Origin of the sequence: Variovorax nivicola (assembly GCF_051216475.1) — a bacterium.
Lineage (GTDB): Bacteria > Pseudomonadota > Gammaproteobacteria > Burkholderiales > Burkholderiaceae_C > Variovorax.
In genome coordinates, this window is sequence record NZ_JBPJZK010000006.1 from 129,141 (window position 1) to 148,195 (window position 19,055).

Consider the following 19,055-nt stretch of genomic DNA (forward strand, 5'->3'; position numbering starts at 1 on the left):
GAAGCAACGGGTGTCAGTGCGGCGAAAGCACGGCGGCCGCTTCGGCAGATGGCCGCAGCGCCTCAGGCGCATCGTCCAGGCAATGCTCCGGCCGCCATGCATAGAGCCACTCGACCGCATCGTAGAAGCGCTCGGGCGAGCGGCCGACCCACAGGCTGTTTCGCACGAGGCGTTCCACGCCCTTGGCGTGATACAGGCGCCCCATCTCGCGCACCGACAGCACCACGCGCGCCGTGCGGGCGATGCGTGCCGCCTCGTACAACTTGAACGCGGCGGTCATGTCGAAGCCGCAGGCCTTCACCGCCTCGCCGAGCGTCACTGCGTCTTCGAGCGCCATGCAGGCGCCCTGCGCGAGGTACTGCATCATGGGATGCGCCGCATCGCCCAGCAGCGTGGCCGGGCCCTCGCTCCAGCGCTCGACCGGGTCGCGGTCGGCGGTGCTCCAGCGGCGCCACGAGGTGGGGCGGTCGAGCAGCTGGCGCGGGCGCGCATGCACGCCTTCGAAGTACGACAGCACTTCTTCCTTGCTGCCATCGGTCACGCCCCACTCTTCCTGCTCGCGGCTGTGGAAGGTGACGACGAGGTTGTATTGCTCGCCATGGCGCAGCGGGTAGTGCACCAGATGGCAGTCGGGGCCGGCCCAGACCACGGGCGCGTTCCAGCGCAGGTCGGCGGGCATGTCGGCCGCGGGCACCACGGCGCGGTAGACCACGTGGCCCGAGACGCGCGGCGCATCGCCGATGAGCTTGCTGCGCACCACCGACTTCACGCCGTCGCAGCCGACGATGGCGTCGGCCTGGAAACGGCGGCCGTCGCTCGTGACGGCCGTGACGCCCTGACTGCCCATATCGATAGCTTCAACCTGCGCCGAGGTGTGGAAGCGGATCAGCGGATGCTGCTTCACGGCCTCGTGGATCGCGCCATGCAGGTCGGCGCGATGGCTCACCGCATACGGATTTTTGAAGCGCGCGCGGAAGGCTTCGCCAACCGGCACCGAGGCCACTTCGCCGCAATCGACCGCGTCCATCATCACCAGCCGGTCGGTGAACACCGAGCCCCGGCGCACTGCCTCGCCCACGCCCAGCGCGTCGAGCGCGGCGAAGGCATTGGGGCCGAGCTGCAGGCCGGCACCGATCTCGCCGATGGTGGCGCTCTGTTCGAGCAGGTCGATGGAAACGCCCAGGCGCGCGAGCGCCAGCGCCGCGGCCATGCCGCCGATGCCGCCGCCGACCAGCAGCACGGTGGGAGGGTTCTTCGATGGGGTCATGGCGGGCCTGTGCTTTTCTCGGTGAAGGAGATCAGTCGATATGCACGGTGAGCGACGGCAGACGGTCGATGCTCACCTTGATCGTCTGGCCGGGCTTCACCGCGCCCACGCCTTCTGGCGTGCCCGTGAAGATCAGGTCGCCGGGCTGCAGCGTGAACAGCGTCGACAGGTTGGCGATGACTTCGTTCACCGACCAGATCAGGTGGGTGATGTCGCTGTTCTGGCGCACCTGGCCATCGACTTCGAGCACGATGGCACCGGCGTTGATCTCGCCCACGTCGGCCAGCGTGCGCAGCGGCGCGATGGGCGCGGAGAAGTCGAAGGCCTTGCCGATTTCCCACGGACGGCCCTGCTCGCGCATCTTCATCTGCAGGTCGCGGCGGGTCATGTCCAGGCCCACGGCGTAGCTGTGGATATGGCTGGCGGCCTGGTCGACGGGAATGTCCTTGCCGCCCTTGCCGATGGCGACCACCAGCTCGGCTTCGTAGTGATAGTTGCTCGTGAGCGGCGGGTAGGGAATGGACGCGCCCTTGCCATCGAACACCGGCACCACGGAAGCGTCGTCGTTCGGCTTGCAGAAGAAGAAAGGCGGTTCGCGGTCAGGGTCGAAGCCCATCTCGCGCGCATGGGCCGCGTAGTTGCGGCCGACGCAGTAGACGCGGCGCACAGGGAACTGCTGATCGGAACCCACGATGGGCAAGCCGACGATAGAAGGAGGCGTGAAGACGAAGGACATGAAGGCTCCCGCCGCGCGTGGCGGCACACGGTCGAACAAAAAAGAAAAGATGGGTCGCCCGGGCTTCAGGCGTCTTCGAGGAAGGCTTCGCGCAGGATGCCCATGGCCTGCTGCACCGGGCGGTCGGAAAAGCTGAACAGCACGGCGTCTTCATTCGGCGACGCCAGCCGCAGCGGCGCCCACGAAGGCACCACGAAGGTGTCGCGCGGACCGAACTCGAAGCGCTGGCCTCCGATCTCGGCCGTGCCATGGCCTTCGACCACGCTGTACACCGCGCCATCGGTCGCACGGTACGTCTTGCCTGCGAAGCCCTTGGGCAGCAGCTGCAGGTTCGTCGAGATGGTCGGCATCGGCGAACCACCGGTCAGCGGATTGATGTAGCGCAGCTTGTGGCCCAGCCAGGCGTCGGGCGCTTCCTGCGTCTGCAGCTGGGCCAGCGCCTCGCGGCTACGCGCATAGGGGTAGTTGAAGATCGGCGAGGTGGCCGATGCGTGGTCGTGCCGCACCGGCACCATGTTGTGGCCAAAGCGCGCGAGGCTGTTGCCCTCGGGGCGCGACACGTGCTGCACCTTGGCGTCGTCGTTCTCGGCGAAACCGGCATCGAAGAAGCGCAGCATCGGAATGTCGAGCCCGTCGAGCCACACCACCGGCTCCACGGTGCCGCCGATGCCTTCGTTGCCATGGTCGTGCCAGGCCCACGAGGGCGTGATGATGAAGTCGCCGGGGTACATGGTGGTGCGTTCGCCGCCCACCGTGGTGTAGGCGCCCTTGCCGTCGACGATGAAGCGCAGCGCCGACTGCACGTGGCGGTGCGAAGGCGCCACCTCGCCCGGCATGATGAGCTGCAGGCCGGCGTAGAGCGACTGCGTGATCGACGAGTTGCCGGGCAGCGCCGGGTTCTCGAGCACCAGCACGCGGCGCACGGCCTCTTCGGCGGTGATGAGCTCGGCCGACTCCATCAGCAGCGGGCGGATCTCATCGTAGCGCCACAGCGCGGGCACGCAGGGCGTCTGCGGTTCGCGCGGCACCAGCGCGTGCAGCGACTCCCACAGCGGCGTGAGGTTCAGCGGGCGGATGCGGGCGTAGTAGTCGCGGCGTTCGGCCGCATTGGAAGGCGCGGGTTTCATGGCGTGGGTGTCTCCGTGGCGGCATTGTTGAGCCGGACCACTATTTCCTCAAGACCGGTAGCCAATACACGGAATTCGAAATTTCGATAATGGTGTCTTTCACCGTACGCAGGAGCCCCGGATGTCCAAGCTCGATCTCGAATGGCTCGCCGTGTTCGACGAGGTCTACAAGACCGGCAACGTCTCCAAGGCGGCCGAGCGGCTGGGCATGGCGCAGGCGGCGGCCAGCACCGCGCTGAACAAGCTGCGCGCGCACTTCGACGACCGCCTGTTCACCCGCACCGCCCAGGGCATGCAGCCCACGCCGCATGCCGAGCGCATCTATCCGAACCTGCGCGAGGCGCTGGCGCAGCTGGCACAGGCCCAGGGCAACCGCAGCAGCTTCGAGCCCGCGCAGGCGCAGCGGCGCTTTCGCATCTGCATGACCGACATCAGCGAGGTGGTGCTGCTGCCCGGCCTGCTCGACCACCTGCGGCGCGCGGCGCCGGGGGTGCACATCGAGACCGAGATCATCTCGACCATCAGCGGACGCCGCCTGCAGGACGGCGAGGTCGACCTGGCCGTGGGCTTCATGCCGCAGCTGGACGCGGGCTTCTACCAGCAGACGCTGTTCATGCAGAACTTCGTCTGCCTGGCGGCGCAGAACCACCCGCGCATCGGCGCCAAGCTCACGCGCAAGCGCTTCGAGGCAGAGGCGCACGCGGTGGTGTCGACCTCAGGGACCGGGCATGCCATCGTCGACACGACCATCGCACGGCTGGGCCTGAAGCGCGACGTGGTGGTGCGGCTGTCGAGCTTCCTGAGCGTGGCGCGCATCGTGGCGCACACCGAGCTGATCGTGGTGGTGCCGCGCATCCTCGGCAAGGTGCTGGCCACGCAGGAGCCGGTAAAGCTGCTGGAGCCGCCCTTCACGCTGCCGGCTTATGCAGTGAAGCAGCACTGGCACGAGCGCTTTCATGCCGACCCGGGCAATGCCTGGCTGCGCCGCACGCTGGCGCAACTGTTCAGCGGCAGCTAGCCGAACGTGCCTGCGCGGACGACGGGCGGCGTCCGCAAGCGTGCGCCCGCTCGCATAATCGCGGCTCCCCACCCCATAGCCATATCCGAAAAGGCGGCCCCATGTCTTCGATCACCCTGCGTTTTCTTGCCGAGCCCAGCACCGTCAACTTCGGCGGCAAGGTCCACGGCGGCACGGTCATGAAGTGGATCGACGAGGCCGGCTACGCCTGCGCGACCAGTTGGGCCAAGCGCTACTGCGTCACCGCCTTCATCGGCAGCATCCGCTTTCACCGGCCGATCATGATCGGCGACCTCGTCGAGGTGGAGGCCCGCCTGGCCTACACCGGCAACACCAGCATGAACATCTCGGTCGAGGTGCGAAGCGGCGACATGAAGGGCGGCTCGATGGAAAAGACCACCGAATGCCTGATCGTGTTCGTCTCGGTCGACTCGCACGGACGGCCGCTGCCGGTCGAGGCCTATGTGCCCGGCACGCCCGGCGAAATGGCGCTGGCCGAGCGCGCGAAGGCGCATCTCGACGCGAGCCGCGCGGCGGGCGCAACGCCCTGAGCCTTTCCCGGAGGCTTCGCCCCATAGACGCGAAGCTCTAATGCAAAGGACGTCGAACGGCTAGAGTCAGCCGATTGTTTGCAAAGGAACATTCGCATGGCTACCCAGGACGACGACAGCAACGGCAAGGCCGCAGACCGCATCAAGGATTCCGCCCAGCAGATCTGGCTCGCCGGGCTCGGCGCCTTCGCCAAGATGCAGCAGGAGGGCAGCAAGGCCTTCGAGGCGCTGGTCAAGGACGGTGCCGGCATGCAGAAGAAGACCCAGCAAGCGGCCGAGGAAACCCTGGCCCAGGCCCAGCAGCGCATGGCCGGCTTCGCCAGCGAGTTCGGCACCAAGGCCGCGGGCCAGTGGGGCAAGCTGGAGAACATTTTTGAAGAACGCGTGGCGCGCGCCCTCGAAAAGCTCGGCATCCCGAGCGCCGCCGACATGGCCGCGCTGCAGGCGCGCGTAGAGGCGCTCGAAGCGCAGCTGAAGAAATCGCAAGGCGCCACCGCCGCTCCCCGCAAGACCGCAGCCCGCAAGACGGCCGCGCCGGCCGCCAAGAAAACCTTGCGCCGCAGCAAGGCCGGCTGAGCCAGCCCGAGCCGTCTGCCGACCGGTCGGTCTTGCGGCACTGCACAAAAATTCAGCGCCGCAAAACATGTCCCGCACCGTTCATGGTGCGGTGCACATGCGCTAGAGTGCCCCCAAGAGACCACGAGACAACCGGGGGCACCGACATGGCAAAGAAGGCGCCACGCCGCACAGCGCAACGCATCCTCGAAGCCGCATTGGATCTGTTCAACCGCTTCGGGGAGCCGAACGTCTCGACCACGCTTGTGGCGGGCGAACTCAACATCAGTCCGGGCAACCTGTACTACCACTACCCGGCCAAGGAAGAGCTGATCAACAAGCTCTACGAAGCCTACGAGATCGAGCTCAACGAGCTGCTGCACGCGAGCGAAGGCGTGCACGACGTGGAAGACGCATGGTTCTTCATGCACAGCCTGTTCGAGCTGATCTGGCGCTACCGCTTTCTCTACCGCGACCTCAACGACCTGCTCAGCAAGAACCGGCGGCTGGAGACCCAGTTTCAGCTGGTGCTGAAAAACAAGGCACGCGCCATCCGCCAGCTGATTGCCGGCCTGAGCCGCGCCGGCCACCTCGAGATCGACGTGCATGAGGTCGACACGCTCGCGCAGAGCATGGTCGTCGTGCTGACTTACTGGCTCAGCTACGAGTACGTGCGCAACCCGCGCGAGGCGCTGGAGCCCGCGCATGCGCAGGGCGCGCTGATGCGCGGCGGCCACCACACCCTGCACCTGCTCGCGCCCTACCTCGGAGGGGAACAACGGCGGCATCTGCTGACACTCAGCAATGCCTACAACGGCGAAGATTCCAGTAACGGCGGTGCCGGCAGCAGCGCCGGCGCCGTGGCTTCCCCGGTCGATATGGCGGTCTAGCAACCATGCCCCACCCCGATTTCAAACCGCTCTCGCTGATGTCTGCCAGCCCGATTGCCACCGCCGACGCGGCCCCCTGGGCGCCCCTGCCCTGGGCCGACGTGCCCCGCTTCGATGCCCGCAGCGTGCTGCTCCACTGGCCGCGCCTGCATGCCGGCCACGAACTGCCGCTGCCGGCCGAAAGCTCTGCGCTCGCCGAAGGCTGGGCGCTGTACCACAGCGGCGAATTCGAACGCGCCGCCGCCGTCGGCCTGCTGCAGGGCGCCGAAGGGCTGGCGCTGGCCAACCAGGCGACCGCGATCTACGCCAACTACGTCGAACCGCGCGAGGCCGTGCGGCTCGCGATGTTCCGACAGGTGATCGAACGCGCAAGCTCGCAGGCCGCAGCCGAGCCCGAGAACTGCCAGGCCCTCTACTGGCAGGCCTATGCGCTGGGCCGCTACAGCCAGGGCATCAGCGTGGCGCGCGCGCTGGCGCAGGGCCTGGGCAGCAAGCTCAAGGGCGCGCTGGAGCGTGTGATCGAGCTGCAGCCGCGGCACGCGGACGCGCACCTCGCGCTGGCCTCGTTCCATGCCGAAGTGATCGACAAGGTCGGTGCGCTGGTCGGGCGCATGACCTATGGCGTGCGCTCGGAAACCTCGCTCGAACTGTTCGAGCGCGGCCTCGAACTGCACCCCCATTCAGCCGCCGGAATGATGGAATACGCCCGCGCACAACTGATGCTGCACGGTGAATCGCGCATGGGCGAGGCGACGCGGCTCTATGAAAGGGCTGCAGGGCTGAAGCCGGCCGATGCGCGGGAACGGCTCGATGTGGAGTTGGCGCGGGCGGGGCTGAAGGACTGAATCTGGTACCACTGGGTACCGCGCAATTTAAGATGCACGGTTTCCGCTTTCTTCAATTCGATCCACATGTCCGATCTCAACGCCCAATTCGAAGCCGCCCAGGCCAACTCCAAGCTGCTCGCCGAGCGCCCTGACAACCCGACGCTGCTGAAGATCTACGGCCTCTTCAAGCAGGCCACCGAAGGCGACAACACCGCCAAGAAGCCCAGCTTCAGTGACATCGTCGCGCGCGCCAAGTGGGACGCGTGGACCGCCCAGAAGGGCGCAAGCGCCGACGAGGCCAAGCAGAAGTACATCGACCTGATCGAATCCCTGCGCAGCTGATCGGGGCCTGCGCTACCGCGCAGCGCAGGCAGTCAGGCCGGAAGCTTCGTGTCGGCGTAGCGCCGGATGGGCTGGACGAACGCGATGTCAACGCCATCGAGCACGTCACGCCCTTCGAGGCTTTCGAACTTGAGCCCGGTCTCTGCTTCGATGAACGCGAGCGGGCGCTGCGAGGTTTCGAAGTCTTCGAGGTCGCGCGCCACTCCTGAATCGAGATAGGTGCCCTGGCTCATCAGGTAGGCGATGGCGCTCAGCTCGCCCGTCGCTTCGCTGATGAAAGCAACGACTTTCCAGAAGTCCCGCGGAATTTGTATGCCGAATCTCTCCGGGTCGTCCGACCGGAGGATGGGGCCCGTGAAGACGCTGATGCGCTTGTCGTCGCCCTGGGCATTCCCGAGGATGTAGTCCTCGAGGTCACCCCACAGCCCATCGTTGAAGGGCTGCCATTGCGGGCAGGCGTTGGTGGCAAAGAAGGTATCGATGTTGGCCCGTTGCGCCGTTGCCAGCGAGCCCCAGTTCGGGTCCTGCCTGCGCGTCATGTGGCCGCGGGAAAATTTCTTGTCCTGCTCGGGGCCGTAGGCCTCCCGCAGCATCTGGTATTCCTTCCTGATGCGGCCGTCGTAGTTCCAGGTGTCATGGCGCGGAACGTTCTTCGACTTCGACCCGTCGATGTTGCAGGCTGAATAAAGCGGCACGCGCCGGGAAATGCATTGCACCGTGCTGAAGTGCTGGTACTTGAGCTCGAAGGAGCCGTCTTCGAGCCTTGCGATGTCGTCCATGGAGATGGCTTCGCCCATCGATGGCAGCTCCACGCGGTTGGCTTCCCCGAAGAACTCTGGTGCGTAGCCCTCGCGGCCCCTGAAGAATTCAGGCGGCTTCGGCGTTGCGGCGACACGCTGGATTCCGGCCCATGAATTGCTCACGACCTGGATGTCTGTATCGGACATGAAACTCCCTATCCAAAAAACTCCATGACCACCAGCGGCCGTGGGCGCCTTGCGGCTATTTCGCGAGCTTGGCGCGTGCGTTTTTCAGATTGAAGACAGGCTTGCGGATTTCCGCGAAGGTAGGTTGGGACACGGCCCATTCGGGGTTCTGTTCGAGCGCCGCCAGCTGCTCCTCGTCGAGCTGGGCTTCCACCAGGGTGCTCGTCTTCGGCGTCAGCACGGCGCCCGGCACGCTGCGGCGCAGCCGCGCCTGCGCCGACAATTTCTTGCCTGGGCTGCCTGTGTAGGTCAACACGACGCTTGTCACTTCAGAACTCCAAAACCTTCATATTCGACTGGCCAACCCACCTTTTGCGCCGTCTGCGACAGCATCTTGACGATGGCGTCGGCCTTTTCAGGACCGTCAGGCATGTTAAGCAGCTTCGAATTCCCTGACAACAGACGGGCCGCCATGCCCGACGTGTACGGCGTGGCCATCGAAGTGCCGGACATCATTGCGTACTTTTCACCCGGAAACGTCGACAGCACGGCCACGCCGGGGCCGATGAAATCGGTCGAAAGCCCGTAGTTCGAGAACTCGGCGACAAACTCCTTCTTGCGGCGGATCTCGCTCTCCTGAAAGCTCTCGGGGCAATCGGCCGGAAATGTCCCGTCGCGCCCCAGTGCGCCAACGGCCATGGTGTGGCTGTACCGGGCCGGATAGCGCAGCAGCGGCTGGCCGTCGTTGCCGGTGGCCGCGAACACCACAACGCCGGCATCGCGCGCCTTCTGGAGGATGTCCGGCATCTCCGGCATCGGCTCCAGGCTGCCCATGCTGATGTTGACGATGTGGCAGCCGTCGCTGATGGCGCGTTCGAGCGCACTGGCAATGTCGGTCGATTTGGCGCGTCCGCGCTCGCCGGTTTTCGGGCAGACGCGGTAGGCCAGCAGGCGGCAGGCCGGTGCCAGGCCATAGATGCCGGTGGCCGCGGCCTTCTTGCCCGCGATGATGCCGGCGACGTGGGTCCCGTGCCCGATGCCGTTGTCGAGAAAATCCGCGGCATTCTCGCCAGTGACGAAGCAGCCGCCGCCCGCCACGGCGATGTCCGCATGCGGCCCGACACCGCTGTCGATGACGCCGACCGTCACGCCCGCTCCCGCCTGGGGGTCGTAGGGCGCGTAGTTCGCCAGCAGCTGGAAGGCATCGGGTACCAGCGGCGCGGCCTGCACGTTCAATCGCTTCGGTGCCGCGACCCGGTCGAATCCCTTGATGAATACCGACCAGTGCGTGTGTTCCGGCTCGACCAGGATCATTTCCACACGGGGGTAGAGCACCGGAATTCCCAGGCTCGCGATTCCCTTGCTGTCGGTCACCGCGGGCACATGCGCGCCGTCCCAATCGACGAGCGCCTTGACCCGGACGCCCGGCACGGGCTTGCCCTGCGGGTCCGCAAGATGCAGCTCGAAACTCTTGACCTTGGCCCCCGGCGCAACCTGGATCGCGCTGGAATCCAGTTCATCGCCCAGCGGCCGGATGTACTGGAGGTAGGCCCATGCAGCAGGTGCCACACGCAGCCCTGGCGTGTTGCGGCGCATTGCCAGCAGGGCGGACGAGTTGGCCTGCATCACGGACACGTCGTCGAGCTGCTTGACGAGCTTCATCCGGGGAATGCCGCGACCTTCCACTCTTTGGCCGAGCGCCTCCGCCGCGTTGCCGAGATTGATCGCGCTCAGTGTCGCCATCTCGGCACCACCAGCCACAGCGCTCCTTGAAGGCCACACGATGACGTCATCGGAGAACTTGGGCTCCACAGCCACGCGGCGCAGACGCAGTTGCAGCAGCAGGCGCTCCATCTTCTCGCCGTCCGATTTCGACAAGTCCCATTTCGCAGTCCCGTAGACGCGTTCGGGTTCGCGCGGAGCGGTTTTGTTTCGCTTCGGGGCTTCCTGTCGCCTGTTCGCTGCTGCCATGGACTCTCCTTGTTGCCCGGTTTATCGCACGGAGGCCATTTCAGGCCCATGAATGGCCTGCTGTATCGGCTAGCCCACTATTCCGCGCTCGTGCAACGCGGCGATCTGCTCGGCGCTCAGGCCGATCTCCTTCAGCACCGCATCGGTGTCCGCGCCCAGCGCCGGCGCGTTGTGCCGGTGGCTGGCCGGCGTGAGCGAGAGCTTGGGCACGAAGCCGGGCACGGCGAGCGCACGGCCATCAGCCATCTGCACCTGCTGCAGCATGCCGCGCGCGGCGTAGTGCGGGTCGGCCGCGATGTCGGCGATGGTGTAGATGCGGCCGCCCGGCACATGCGCTGCATCGAGCGCTGCCAGCACCTCGTCGACGGTGTGCTGCGCGGTCCAGTCGCCGATGGCGGCGTCGAGCATTTCGACCTGCGCCACACGGCCGGTGTTGCCGGCCAATGACGGATCAGCGGCCAGGTCGGGCCGGCCGATGCAGGCCATCAGCCTGCGAAAGATGCTGTCGCCATTGCCCGCGACGATGGCGTAGCCGCCGTCCGCGCAGCGGTACGCATTGGTCGGCGCAATGCCCGGCAGTGCGCTGCCGGCCGCCTCGCGCACCGCGCCGAATTCACCGTACTCGGGCAGCAGGCTTTCCATGCAGTTGAAGACGGCCTCGTAGAGCGCCACGTCTATCACTTGCCCGCGGCCTTTCGGATATTCCGCGCTCACCGTCGCATGCCGGTGCTGCATCGCCATCAGCACACCGATCACGCCATGCAGCGAGGCCAGCGTGTCGCCGATCGAAACCCCCACGCGCACTGGCACACGTCCCGGCTCGCCCGTGAGGTGGCGCAGCCCGCCCATGGCCTCTGCCACCACGCCGAAGCCGGGGCGATCACGATATGGGCCGGTCTGGCCGTAGCCGCTGATGCGCAGCATCACGAGCGCGGGGTTGGCGGCCAGCAGCTCGTCGGGGCCGAGGCCCCAGCCTTCCATTGCGCCGGGGCGGAAGTTCTCGATCAGCACGTCTGCCTCGGCCGCGAGCTTGCGCACGACGGCCTGCGCTTCGGGCTCGCGCAGGTCCAGCACCAGCGAGCGCTTGTTGCGCGACTGCACCTGCCACCAGACGGAGGTGCCGTCTTTCAGCAACCGCCAGGTGCGCAGCGGATCTCCCCCGCCGGGCGGCTCGATCTTGATGACCTCGGCGCCGAAGTCAGCCAGCGTGCGCGCGGCGAAAGGCCCGGCGATGAGCTGCCCGAGCTCGATGACCTTGAGGCCGGCCAGCGGGCCCGCTGTGGGAGGGGAAGAGCTTGTTGTCGTCATGACGCCAGAGTGTGCCCGGGCCTGCCGGGGCGGGAAAACACCTATGAATTCTTGACTCCGCAATTCCGGCGCTTTCCGCAGCGCAGCAAATACCGCCCTCGCACCCTCCCCTCCCCGAGGAGAAAGGGCTTTGCTGCGGCGCAATGCATGGCGCGGCATCGGCCAATCAGGCCTCCTCGAAAGTCAAAAAAGTATCGGTTCAGGGCGCCATCTCTGGTTGTTGGCATCGGGAGCGGTTCGTACAGTCCGCCCCATGCAACCCGACCTGGAAATCGTTGAAGTCCGCGGTGACGAATCGTTCACCTGCTGGGCGCACGGCTACCCGTACCGCACGGTGCGCTGGCACTTCCATCCCGAGTACGAGATCCAGCTGATCGTCGAGACCCAGGGCGTGTATTTCGTGGGCGACCACGTCGGCCACTTCGAGCCGGGCAACCTCGTGATGATGGGGCCCGACCTGCCGCACAACTGGATCAGCGACGTGCCCACGGGCCAGAGCGTCGAGCGGCGCGGCATCGTGATCCAGTTTCCGGCCGGGCTGATGCAGAACATGGCCGGCACCTTTCCCGAGTTCGAGCGCATCGCGCCGCTGCTGGCCGAAGCGGGCTCGGGCCTGCTGTTCTCGGTGGAGACCGCCGCCGCGGCCAAACCGATCATGGAATCGCTGCTGGAGGCGCGCGGCCTGCGCCGCGTGATCCTGCTGCTGTCGCTGCTCGAACTGCTGGCCGACGGCCACGACCGCCAGCGCCTGGCCAGCCCCGCGTTCAAGCCCGACCCCAAGGCCTTCATGTCGCACGCGATCAACAACGTGCTGGCCCACATCGCGGCCAACCTCGGCGACGACCTGCGCGAGCCGATGCTGGCCGAGCTGGTGGGCCAGAGCCCGAGCGCGTTCTCGCGCTCGTTCCGCAAGCACACGGGTCAATCGTTCGTGCGCTACGTGAACCGGCTGCGCATCAGCCGCGCCTGCGAGCTGCTCACCAACAGCGAGAAGCCGGTGCTCGACGTCTGCATGGACGTGGGCTTCAACAACGTGTCGAACTTCAACCGGCAGTTCCTGCTGCACAAGCGCATGCCACCGACCAAGTTCCGCAACTTCCATCGCATGCAGGCAGCCGCCTCGCGCGCAGCCAGCCCGCCCTAGCGCGCCACCCGAGTTCCCCGCGTCGTTTCTGGCGTGGCGCATGGGCGCCGCGCGGGGCGACCCTTTGCCAGCGTTTTTCAAACAGAGACAACCTCAAGGAGACAGCCACCATGAAGAACATCCTCAAAGCCACCGCCCTCACCGCCGCGCTGGTCTGCGGCGCATCCGCCGCACAGGCGCAGGCACCGAAACAGCCGCTGCGCATCGGCATGACCTTCCAGGAGCTCAACAACCCCTACTTCGTGACGATGAAGCAGGCGCTAGAAGAGGCCGCCGCCAGCATCGGCGCCACCGTGGTCACCACCGACGCGCGGCACGACGTGGCCAAGCAGATCGGCGACGTGGAAGACATGATCCAGAAGAAGGTCGACATCCTGCTGCTGAACCCGACCGACTCCACCGGCGTGCAATCGGCCGTGCGCTCGGCCAAGAAGGCGGGCCTCGTGGTGGTGGCGGTTGATGCCAATGCGCAGGGCCCGGTCGATTCCTTCGTCGGCTCGAAGAACACCGACGCCGGCCGCCTGGCCTGTGAGTACCTGGCAAAGAGCATCGGCGAAAAAGGCGACGTGGCCATCCTCGACGGCATTCCGGTCGTGCCTATCCTGGAGCGCGTGAAGGGCTGCCGTGAAGCGCTCGCCAAGTACCCCGGCATCAAGGTGGTGAGCACGCAGAACGGCAAACAGGAGCGCGCCACCGCGCTCACCGTGACCGAGAACATCCTGCAGGCCAACGGCAACCTCAAGGGCATCTTCAGCGTGAACGACGGCGGCTCGATGGGCGCGCTCGCCGCCATCGAAGCCAGCGGCAAGGACGTGAAGCTCACCAGCGTGGACGGCGCGCCCGAAGCCATCAAGGCCATGCAGAAGCCCGGCTCGAAGTTCATCGCCACCACCGCGCAGTACCCGCGCGACCAGATTCGCCTGGCCATCGGCATCGCGCTCGCGAAGAAGTGGGGCGCCAATGTGCCCGCTGCGGTACCGGTCGATGTGAAGCTGATCGACGCCGAAGGCGCGAAGACCTTCACCTGGTAACTAACGCTCGAAGCAGCGCACGGCCATGAACGACACCGCCGAAATGCTGAGGCTCGAAGGCGTCTCGAAGAGCTTTCCGGGCGTGAAGGCTCTCGCGGGCATCGACCTCTCGATCCGCAAGGGCGAAGTGCACGCGCTGCTCGGCGAGAACGGCGCGGGCAAGTCGACGCTGATGAAGATCCTCGGCGGCATCTACCAGGCCGACGAGGGGCGCATCTTCATCGAAGGCAGCGAGCGCAAGTTCGCGGGCTACAACGATGCGATTGCTGCCGGCATCGGCATCATCTTCCAGGAGTTCAGCCTCATCCCGTACCTGAACGCGGTGGAGAACATCTTCCTCGGCCGCTACCTGAAGAACCGTTTCGGGCTGATGGACAAGACGGCGATGAAGCGCTCTGCGCAGGCCTTGTTCGACGAGCTGGGTGTGCAGATCGATCTCGGCGTGCCGATCTGCCAGCTCTCGGTGGCGCAGCAGCAGTTCGTTGAAATCGGCAAGGCGCTGTCGCTGAAGGCGCGCCTGCTGGTGCTCGACGAGCCGACCGCTACGCTCACGCCGAACGAGGCCGGGCACCTGTTCAAGATCATGCGGGAGCTGCGCGCCAAGGGCGTGGCGATGATCTTCATCTCGCACCACCTCGACGAGATCTTCGAGGTCTGCGACCGCATCAGCGTGCTGCGCGACGGCGCCAACGCAGGACACGCCGAGGTAGGTGCGACCGACGTGGATGCACTGGTCGAGATGATGGTGGGCCGCCGCATCGAACACAACTTTCCGCCGAAGCCGGTGCCCGCGCCGCGCGGACGCAAGGTGCTCGAGGTGCCGCACATCCAGCTTGCGAAGGGCGGGCCTGTCAACGCCTTCGACCTGCACGAAGGCGAGATCCTCGGCTTTGCGGGGCTGGTCGGTTCGGGCCGCACCGAGCTGGCGCTGGGCATGATGGGCGCCGACCGCGCGCACCGCAAGACGGTACTGCGCAACGGCAAGCCCGTGCGACTGAACGACCCGACGCAGGCGCTGGAAAACGGCATCGGCCTGCTGCCCGAAAGCCGCAAGGTCGAGGGGCTGATCACCGACTTCACGATCCGCTTCAACATCTCGCTGAACAACCTCGGCAGGCATCGCACCGCGGGGCTGGTAAGCCAGGCGTCTGAGAAGCAGGCGGCCGGGGAACTGTCGCGCCGCGTAGGCGTGAAGGCACCGGGCATCGAGACGCGCGTGGCGACGCTGTCGGGCGGCAACCAGCAGAAGGTGGTGATCGCGCGCTGGCTCGGCCACGCCTCTGAAGTACTGATCTTCGACGAACCCACACGCGGCATCGACGTGGGCGCCAAGGCCGAGATCTACGGCCTGATGCGCGAACTCACGCGCCAGGGAAAGTCCATCGTGATGATTTCGAGCGAGCTGCCCGAGATCGTCGGCATGTGCGACCGCGTCGCGGTGTTCTCGGGCGGCTCCATCGTGGCCGTGCTCGAGGGCGACTCCATCAACTCCGGCGACATCATGCGCCACGCAACCACAGGGGGCCTGCAATGAACGCCACCGCCACCCATCCCGTGCCACCGGTTCCCACCGGCGGATTCCTCACCCGGCTGCGCCGCTCGACGGCCTTTCTTCCGCTGGTGGGCCTGGTCGCGATCTCGGTCTTCATGATCGTCGCGACCGACAACTTTCTCTCCTGGGGCAACCTGCAGAACATCGCGCTGCAGTCGTCGATCAACGCGATCATCGCTGTGGGCATGACGGCTGCGATCCTCACCGGTGGCATCGATCTGTCGGTGGGCGCGGTGGTGGCGCTGTCGGGCACGCTGGCCTCGGGAATGATGGTGCAGTTCGGCCTGCCGCCGATGCTGGCTGTGCCACTCGGCCTGGCCGTGGGCGTGGTGATCGGCCTCTTCAACGGCTACTGCGTGGCCTACCTGCGCATGCCGCCGATCATCGTGACGCTGGCCACCATGGGCATCGCACGCGGCATTGCGCTTATCTACACAGGCGGCTACCCCATCGACGGGCTGCCCGACTCGTTCGCCTTTCTCGGCGGCGGCGTGCTGGCCGGCATCAAGGTGCCGATCATCATCATGCTGGCGACCTACCTCGTGGCGTACGTGCTGCTGAACATGGCACCGTTCGGCCGCTACGTGTATGCCATCGGTGGCAATGAGGAAGCCACCCGGCTGTCTGGCGTGCGCGTGTCGCGCTACAAGCTGCTGGTGTATGCGCTGAGCGGATTCACCGCCGCCATCGCCGGCATCGTGCAGGCGGCGCGCGTAACCAGCGGACAGCCCGGCGTGGGCGTGGGCTTCGAGCTCGACGCCATCGCGGCCGTGGTGATGGGCGGCACGTCCATTGCCGGCGGGCGCGGCGCCATCGTCGGCACGCTCGTCGGTGCGTTGCTGCTGGGCGTGCTGAACAACGGTCTCAACATGATCGGCGTGTCGCCGTACCTGCAATTGATCATCAAGGGCGGCATCGTCCTGCTCGCCATCTTCATCAGCCGCGAAGCAAAGAGATGAGCTCGCCCCCAGGCTTCGCGCACTTCGTGTCGCTTCTCCTTCCCCCTACCGGGGGCAACACCAGCGGCCCGGCAAAGCCGGTTCCGCGGTGTTTCGCGAAAAAACCGCAATCCTTCTGATCAGAGAGAACCATGAGCTACCAAAAACTCCAACCCGGCACATCCGGCGCCATCACCCAGCTCGCCATGCAGGCCGTCGTCTGCCATGGCCCCAAGGACTACCGCCTCGAAACCGTCGACATGCCGACCATCGGCCCGAACGAGTTGCTGATCTCCATCGCCGCCTGCGGCATCTGCGCCTCCGACTGCAAATGCCACTCGGGTGCGAAGATGTTCTGGGGTGGCGACGGCCAGCCCTCGTGGGTGAAGGCGCCGGTCATCCCCGGCCATGAATTCTTCGGGTATGTCGAAGCCCTCGGCGAAGGCGCGGGCGAACACTTCGGCGTGGAGAAAGGCGACCGCGTGATCGCCGAGCAGATCGTGCCCTGCGGCAAGTGCCGCTTCTGCACTTCGGGCAAATACTGGATGTGCGAAGTGCACAACATCTTCGGCTTCCAGCGCATCGTGGCCGACGGCGGCATGGCCGACTACATGCGCCTGCCGCCAACCTCGCGCGTGCACAAGATCCCCGACGGCATCTCGCTGGAAGATGCGGCCATCATCGAGCCGCTGTCGTGCGCGATCCACACGGTGAACCGCGGCGACATCCAGCTCGACGACGTGGTGGTCATCGCAGGTGCCGGCCCGCTGGGGCTGATGATGGTGCAGGTCGCGGCGCTGAAGACACCGAAGAAGCTGGTCGTGATCGACCTCGTGCCGGAACGCCTGGCGCTCGCGAAGCAATACGGCGCCGACGTCGTCATCAACCCGAAGACCGAGAACGCCGACGCCGTCGTCAAGGGCCTGACCGAAGGCTACGGCTGCGACGTATACATCGAGACCACGGGCGCCCCCATCGGCGTGACGCAGGGGCTGGACATGATTCGCAAGCTCGGCCGCTTCGTCGAGTTCAGCGTGTTCGGCTCGGAAACCAGCGCCGACTGGTCGATCATCGGCGACCGCAAGGAACTCGACGTGCGCGGCGCGCACCTGGGCCCGTACTGCTACCCCGTTGCCATCGACCTGCTGGCGCGCGGCCTCGTCACCTCGAAGGGTATCGTCACGCACGACTTTCCGTTGACCGAATGGGAGCGCGCCTTCGCGCTGGCAAACTCGCTGGATTCCATCAAGGTGCTGCTCAAGCCGCAGCCCCGATCCTGAGAGACAACACACCATGAAGTACGTGATCGGCGTCGACATCGGCACGCAGAGCACCAAGTGCCTGCTGGTCGGCATCGACGGCAAGGTGCATGCGCAGACGAGCGTGGCCTACCAGCCCGAGACGCCGAAGCCGCTGTGGGCGCAGCAGGACTGCGCCGTGTGGTTCGACGCGGTGTGCGAGAGCGTGCGCGCCTGCGTGGCTGGCAGCGGCGTCGCGCCGTCGGACATCGCCGCGATGTGCGTGAGCAGCCTCTACGGCGGCGCGGGCATTCCAGTCGATGAAGAGATGCAGCCGCTGCACCCCTGCCTGATCTGGATGGACCGCCGCGCCACGGCCGAGGTCGCATGGGTGAACGCGAACGTGGACGTACCACGCCTCGAAGCCATCACCGGCAACGGCGTGGACAGCTATTACGGCTTCACCAAGATCCTGTGGGTGCGCGAGCACCTGCCCGAGGCGTGGGCGAAGACGCGCCACTTCCTGCCGCCCAACAGTTACATCAACTGGCGGCTCACGGGCGAGCTGGCGGTCGATCACAGCTCGGCCGGCAACATCGGCGGCGTGTACGACGCGGCGCGCCGGCAGTGGTCCGAAGAGGCGATGCAGATGCTCGGCGTTCCCTCGCGCATGATGCCGCCGCGCCTGGTCGAGTCGAGCGAGGTGGTCGGCGGCCTGAGCGCCGAATGGGCCGCGAAGCTCGGCCTTGCCGAAGGCATGCCACTGATGGCGGGCGGTGTCGATGCGGCGGTAGCCACCTTCTGCGCGGGCGTTACCGGCAGCGGCGACCACGTGGCGATGATCGGCACCAGCATGTGCTGGGGCTTCGTGAGCCCTACGGTCGATGCGCGGCACAAGCTCATCACGATGCCGCACGTGTATCGCGGTGCGGACCGCAGCTATGTGTTCGGCGGCGCGATCACGGCGGGTGCGGCCATCACGTGGTTCCGCGAAGCCTTCTGCCAGGCAGAAATCGCCGAGGCGACGCGCACCGGCGAAGACGCGCACGCGCTGATCGAACGCAAGGCCATCGACGTGCCCCCCGGCGCGGAAGGCCTCGTGTTCCTGCCCTACCTCATGGGCGAGCGCAGTCCGATCTGGGACGCGCAGGCCAAGGGCGCATTCATCGGCCTCTCGCTCGCGCACAGCCGGGCACATCTCTATCGCGCGGTGCTCGAAGGTGTGAGCTTCGCGCTGCAGCACAACATCGAGGCGGGACGCCAAAGCGGACAACCACTGGACAACCGGCTGATCGTGGTGGGCGGCGCGGCGCACTCGGACCTGTGGATGCAGATCGTGGCGGACATCACGGGCTACCCGGTGTTCACCATCGAGCAGGAGGTCGAAGCGGCGCTGGGTGCGGCGATGCTCGCGGCACTCGGTGCTGGGCTGGTCGATGCTGCAACGGCCGAGCGCGGCTGGGTCACGCTGGTGGAGCGCGCGCGGCCTGAGCCTGCAGCGCAGGCTGTGTATCGCGAGCGCTTCGAGATCTACAAGTCTCTTTATCCAGCATTGCGTGATGCGATGCATCGGCTGATGTGACTGCTCGATGCGATCGGGGGTGCGATCACGCCAACGGTGTGCTCTGCTCCGC

General features: G+C 66.4%; 19 protein-coding genes. 12 read left to right on the plus strand and 7 right to left on the minus strand.

What is annotated here, in order from left to right; all coding sequences use genetic code 11:
- Positions 1 to 13: 13 nt before the first annotated feature.
- The 3 genes from ACSFBF_RS24230 to gtdA all read right to left on the minus strand — a co-directional run bounded on the left by ACSFBF_RS24230 (position 14) and on the right by gtdA (position 3,130).
- Positions 14 to 1,267, minus strand: a complete 1,254-nt coding sequence (locus ACSFBF_RS24230; protein WP_435471455.1) for a 3-hydroxybenzoate 6-monooxygenase — start codon at positions 1,265 to 1,267, stop codon at positions 14 to 16.
- 31 nt (positions 1,268 to 1,298) lie between these two features.
- Positions 1,299 to 2,003 (minus strand): fumarylacetoacetate hydrolase family protein, encoded by a 705-nt coding sequence (locus ACSFBF_RS24235; RefSeq protein WP_307615995.1) that lies wholly within the window; start codon positions 2,001 to 2,003, stop codon positions 1,299 to 1,301.
- Positions 2,004 to 2,068: 65 nt separating this feature from the next.
- Entirely contained in the window at positions 2,069 to 3,130 is a 1,062-nt protein-coding gene (gtdA, locus tag ACSFBF_RS24240; RefSeq protein ID WP_435471458.1) for a gentisate 1,2-dioxygenase, read from the minus strand.
- A 121-nt stretch (positions 3,131 to 3,251) separates the two neighbouring features.
- On the opposite strand from gtdA, the gene ACSFBF_RS24245 reads away from it, so the two are divergent.
- From ACSFBF_RS24245 to ACSFBF_RS24270, 6 genes are all read left to right on the plus strand, one after another.
- Positions 3,252 to 4,148: a LysR family transcriptional regulator gene (locus ACSFBF_RS24245; RefSeq protein ID WP_093053751.1), complete on the plus strand. Its 897-nt coding sequence runs from the start codon at positions 3,252 to 3,254 to the stop codon at positions 4,146 to 4,148.
- 101 nt (positions 4,149 to 4,249) lie between these two features.
- Entirely contained in the window at positions 4,250 to 4,699 is a 450-nt protein-coding gene (locus ACSFBF_RS24250) for an acyl-CoA thioesterase (protein ID WP_093053749.1), read from the plus strand.
- A 96-nt stretch (positions 4,700 to 4,795) separates the two neighbouring features.
- Positions 4,796 to 5,275 carry a phasin family protein gene (locus tag ACSFBF_RS24255; protein WP_435471460.1) on the plus strand — a complete coding sequence of 160 codons (480 nt, stop codon included), beginning with the start codon at positions 4,796 to 4,798 and terminating at the stop codon, positions 5,273 to 5,275.
- Positions 5,276 to 5,421: 146 nt separating this feature from the next.
- Complete coding sequence (locus tag ACSFBF_RS24260) at positions 5,422 to 6,144, plus strand: TetR/AcrR family transcriptional regulator (protein ID WP_435471462.1); 723 nt, start codon at positions 5,422 to 5,424, stop codon at positions 6,142 to 6,144.
- A gap of 5 nt (positions 6,145 to 6,149) precedes the next feature.
- Entirely contained in the window at positions 6,150 to 6,989 is an 840-nt protein-coding gene (locus ACSFBF_RS24265) for a tetratricopeptide repeat protein (RefSeq protein WP_435471464.1), read from the plus strand.
- Between the two features lie 66 nt (positions 6,990 to 7,055).
- Entirely contained in the window at positions 7,056 to 7,313 is a 258-nt protein-coding gene (locus ACSFBF_RS24270) for an acyl-CoA-binding protein (protein ID WP_435471466.1), read from the plus strand.
- Between the two features lie 32 nt (positions 7,314 to 7,345).
- On the opposite strand, the gene ACSFBF_RS24275 is transcribed toward ACSFBF_RS24270, so the two are convergent.
- From ACSFBF_RS24275 to ACSFBF_RS24290, 4 genes are all read right to left on the minus strand, one after another.
- Positions 7,346 to 8,260 carry a DNA/RNA non-specific endonuclease gene (locus ACSFBF_RS24275; RefSeq protein WP_435471468.1) on the minus strand — a complete coding sequence of 305 codons (915 nt, stop codon included), beginning with the start codon at positions 8,258 to 8,260 and terminating at the stop codon, positions 7,346 to 7,348.
- A 55-nt stretch (positions 8,261 to 8,315) separates the two neighbouring features.
- A complete protein-coding gene (locus ACSFBF_RS24280; RefSeq protein ID WP_435471470.1) occupies positions 8,316 to 8,555 on the minus strand; it encodes a hypothetical protein in 240 nt (79 codons plus the stop codon).
- An 8-nt stretch (positions 8,556 to 8,563) separates the two neighbouring features.
- A complete protein-coding gene (locus tag ACSFBF_RS24285) occupies positions 8,564 to 10,117 on the minus strand; it encodes a S8 family peptidase (RefSeq protein ID WP_435471472.1) in 1,554 nt (517 codons plus the stop codon).
- Positions 10,118 to 10,279: 162 nt separating this feature from the next.
- Positions 10,280 to 11,518, minus strand: coding sequence for a CaiB/BaiF CoA transferase family protein (locus ACSFBF_RS24290; RefSeq protein WP_435471474.1), 1,239 nt, complete (start codon positions 11,516 to 11,518; stop codon positions 10,280 to 10,282).
- Between the two features lie 253 nt (positions 11,519 to 11,771).
- Here ACSFBF_RS24290 and ACSFBF_RS24295 point away from each other — a divergent pair, with 253 nt between their 5' ends.
- The 6 genes from ACSFBF_RS24295 to ACSFBF_RS24320 all read left to right on the plus strand — a co-directional run bounded on the left by ACSFBF_RS24295 (position 11,772) and on the right by ACSFBF_RS24320 (position 19,003).
- Positions 11,772 to 12,662, plus strand: coding sequence for a helix-turn-helix domain-containing protein (locus ACSFBF_RS24295; protein ID WP_435471476.1), 891 nt, complete (start codon positions 11,772 to 11,774; stop codon positions 12,660 to 12,662).
- Between the two features lie 110 nt (positions 12,663 to 12,772).
- Positions 12,773 to 13,693: an ABC transporter substrate-binding protein gene (locus ACSFBF_RS24300; protein ID WP_435471478.1), complete on the plus strand. Its 921-nt coding sequence runs from the start codon at positions 12,773 to 12,775 to the stop codon at positions 13,691 to 13,693.
- Positions 13,694 to 13,718: 25 nt separating this feature from the next.
- Positions 13,719 to 15,227, plus strand: coding sequence for a sugar ABC transporter ATP-binding protein (locus tag ACSFBF_RS24305; protein WP_435471480.1), 1,509 nt, complete (start codon positions 13,719 to 13,721; stop codon positions 15,225 to 15,227).
- Positions 15,224 to 16,204, plus strand: a complete 981-nt coding sequence (locus ACSFBF_RS24310) for an ABC transporter permease (protein ID WP_435471482.1) — start codon at positions 15,224 to 15,226, stop codon at positions 16,202 to 16,204. The genes ACSFBF_RS24305 and ACSFBF_RS24310 overlap by 4 nt, the downstream gene beginning before the upstream one ends.
- A 131-nt stretch (positions 16,205 to 16,335) precedes the next feature.
- Positions 16,336 to 17,463, plus strand: a complete 1,128-nt coding sequence (locus ACSFBF_RS24315; RefSeq protein ID WP_435471484.1) for an alcohol dehydrogenase catalytic domain-containing protein — start codon at positions 16,336 to 16,338, stop codon at positions 17,461 to 17,463.
- Between the two features lie 13 nt (positions 17,464 to 17,476).
- Positions 17,477 to 19,003: an FGGY-family carbohydrate kinase gene (locus ACSFBF_RS24320; protein WP_435471486.1), complete on the plus strand. Its 1,527-nt coding sequence runs from the start codon at positions 17,477 to 17,479 to the stop codon at positions 19,001 to 19,003.
- Positions 19,004 to 19,055 lie beyond the last annotated feature (52 nt).

Coding starts and splice junctions, on each gene's coding strand:
- ACSFBF_RS24230 (WP_435471455.1), bottom strand. CDS start 1,267: ATGACCCCATCGAAGAACCCTCCCACCGTGCTGCTGGTCGGCGGCGGC.
- ACSFBF_RS24235 (WP_307615995.1), bottom strand. CDS start 2,003: ATGTCCTTCGTCTTCACGCCTCCTTCTATCGTCGGCTTGCCCATCGTG.
- gtdA (WP_435471458.1), bottom strand. CDS start 3,130: ATGAAACCCGCGCCTTCCAATGCGGCCGAACGCCGCGACTACTACGCC.
- ACSFBF_RS24245 (WP_093053751.1), top strand. CDS start 3,252: ATGTCCAAGCTCGATCTCGAATGGCTCGCCGTGTTCGACGAGGTCTAC.
- ACSFBF_RS24250 (WP_093053749.1), top strand. CDS start 4,250: ATGTCTTCGATCACCCTGCGTTTTCTTGCCGAGCCCAGCACCGTCAAC.
- ACSFBF_RS24255 (WP_435471460.1), top strand. CDS start 4,796: ATGGCTACCCAGGACGACGACAGCAACGGCAAGGCCGCAGACCGCATC.
- ACSFBF_RS24260 (WP_435471462.1), top strand. CDS start 5,422: ATGGCAAAGAAGGCGCCACGCCGCACAGCGCAACGCATCCTCGAAGCC.
- ACSFBF_RS24265 (WP_435471464.1), top strand. CDS start 6,150: ATGCCCCACCCCGATTTCAAACCGCTCTCGCTGATGTCTGCCAGCCCG.
- ACSFBF_RS24270 (WP_435471466.1), top strand. CDS start 7,056: ATGTCCGATCTCAACGCCCAATTCGAAGCCGCCCAGGCCAACTCCAAG.
- ACSFBF_RS24275 (WP_435471468.1), bottom strand. CDS start 8,260: ATGTCCGATACAGACATCCAGGTCGTGAGCAATTCATGGGCCGGAATC.
- ACSFBF_RS24290 (WP_435471474.1), bottom strand. CDS start 11,518: ATGACGACAACAAGCTCTTCCCCTCCCACAGCGGGCCCGCTGGCCGGC.
- ACSFBF_RS24295 (WP_435471476.1), top strand. CDS start 11,772: ATGCAACCCGACCTGGAAATCGTTGAAGTCCGCGGTGACGAATCGTTC.
- ACSFBF_RS24300 (WP_435471478.1), top strand. CDS start 12,773: ATGAAGAACATCCTCAAAGCCACCGCCCTCACCGCCGCGCTGGTCTGC.
- ACSFBF_RS24305 (WP_435471480.1), top strand. CDS start 13,719: ATGAACGACACCGCCGAAATGCTGAGGCTCGAAGGCGTCTCGAAGAGC.
- ACSFBF_RS24310 (WP_435471482.1), top strand. CDS start 15,224: ATGAACGCCACCGCCACCCATCCCGTGCCACCGGTTCCCACCGGCGGA.
- ACSFBF_RS24315 (WP_435471484.1), top strand. CDS start 16,336: ATGAGCTACCAAAAACTCCAACCCGGCACATCCGGCGCCATCACCCAG.
- ACSFBF_RS24320 (WP_435471486.1), top strand. CDS start 17,477: ATGAAGTACGTGATCGGCGTCGACATCGGCACGCAGAGCACCAAGTGC.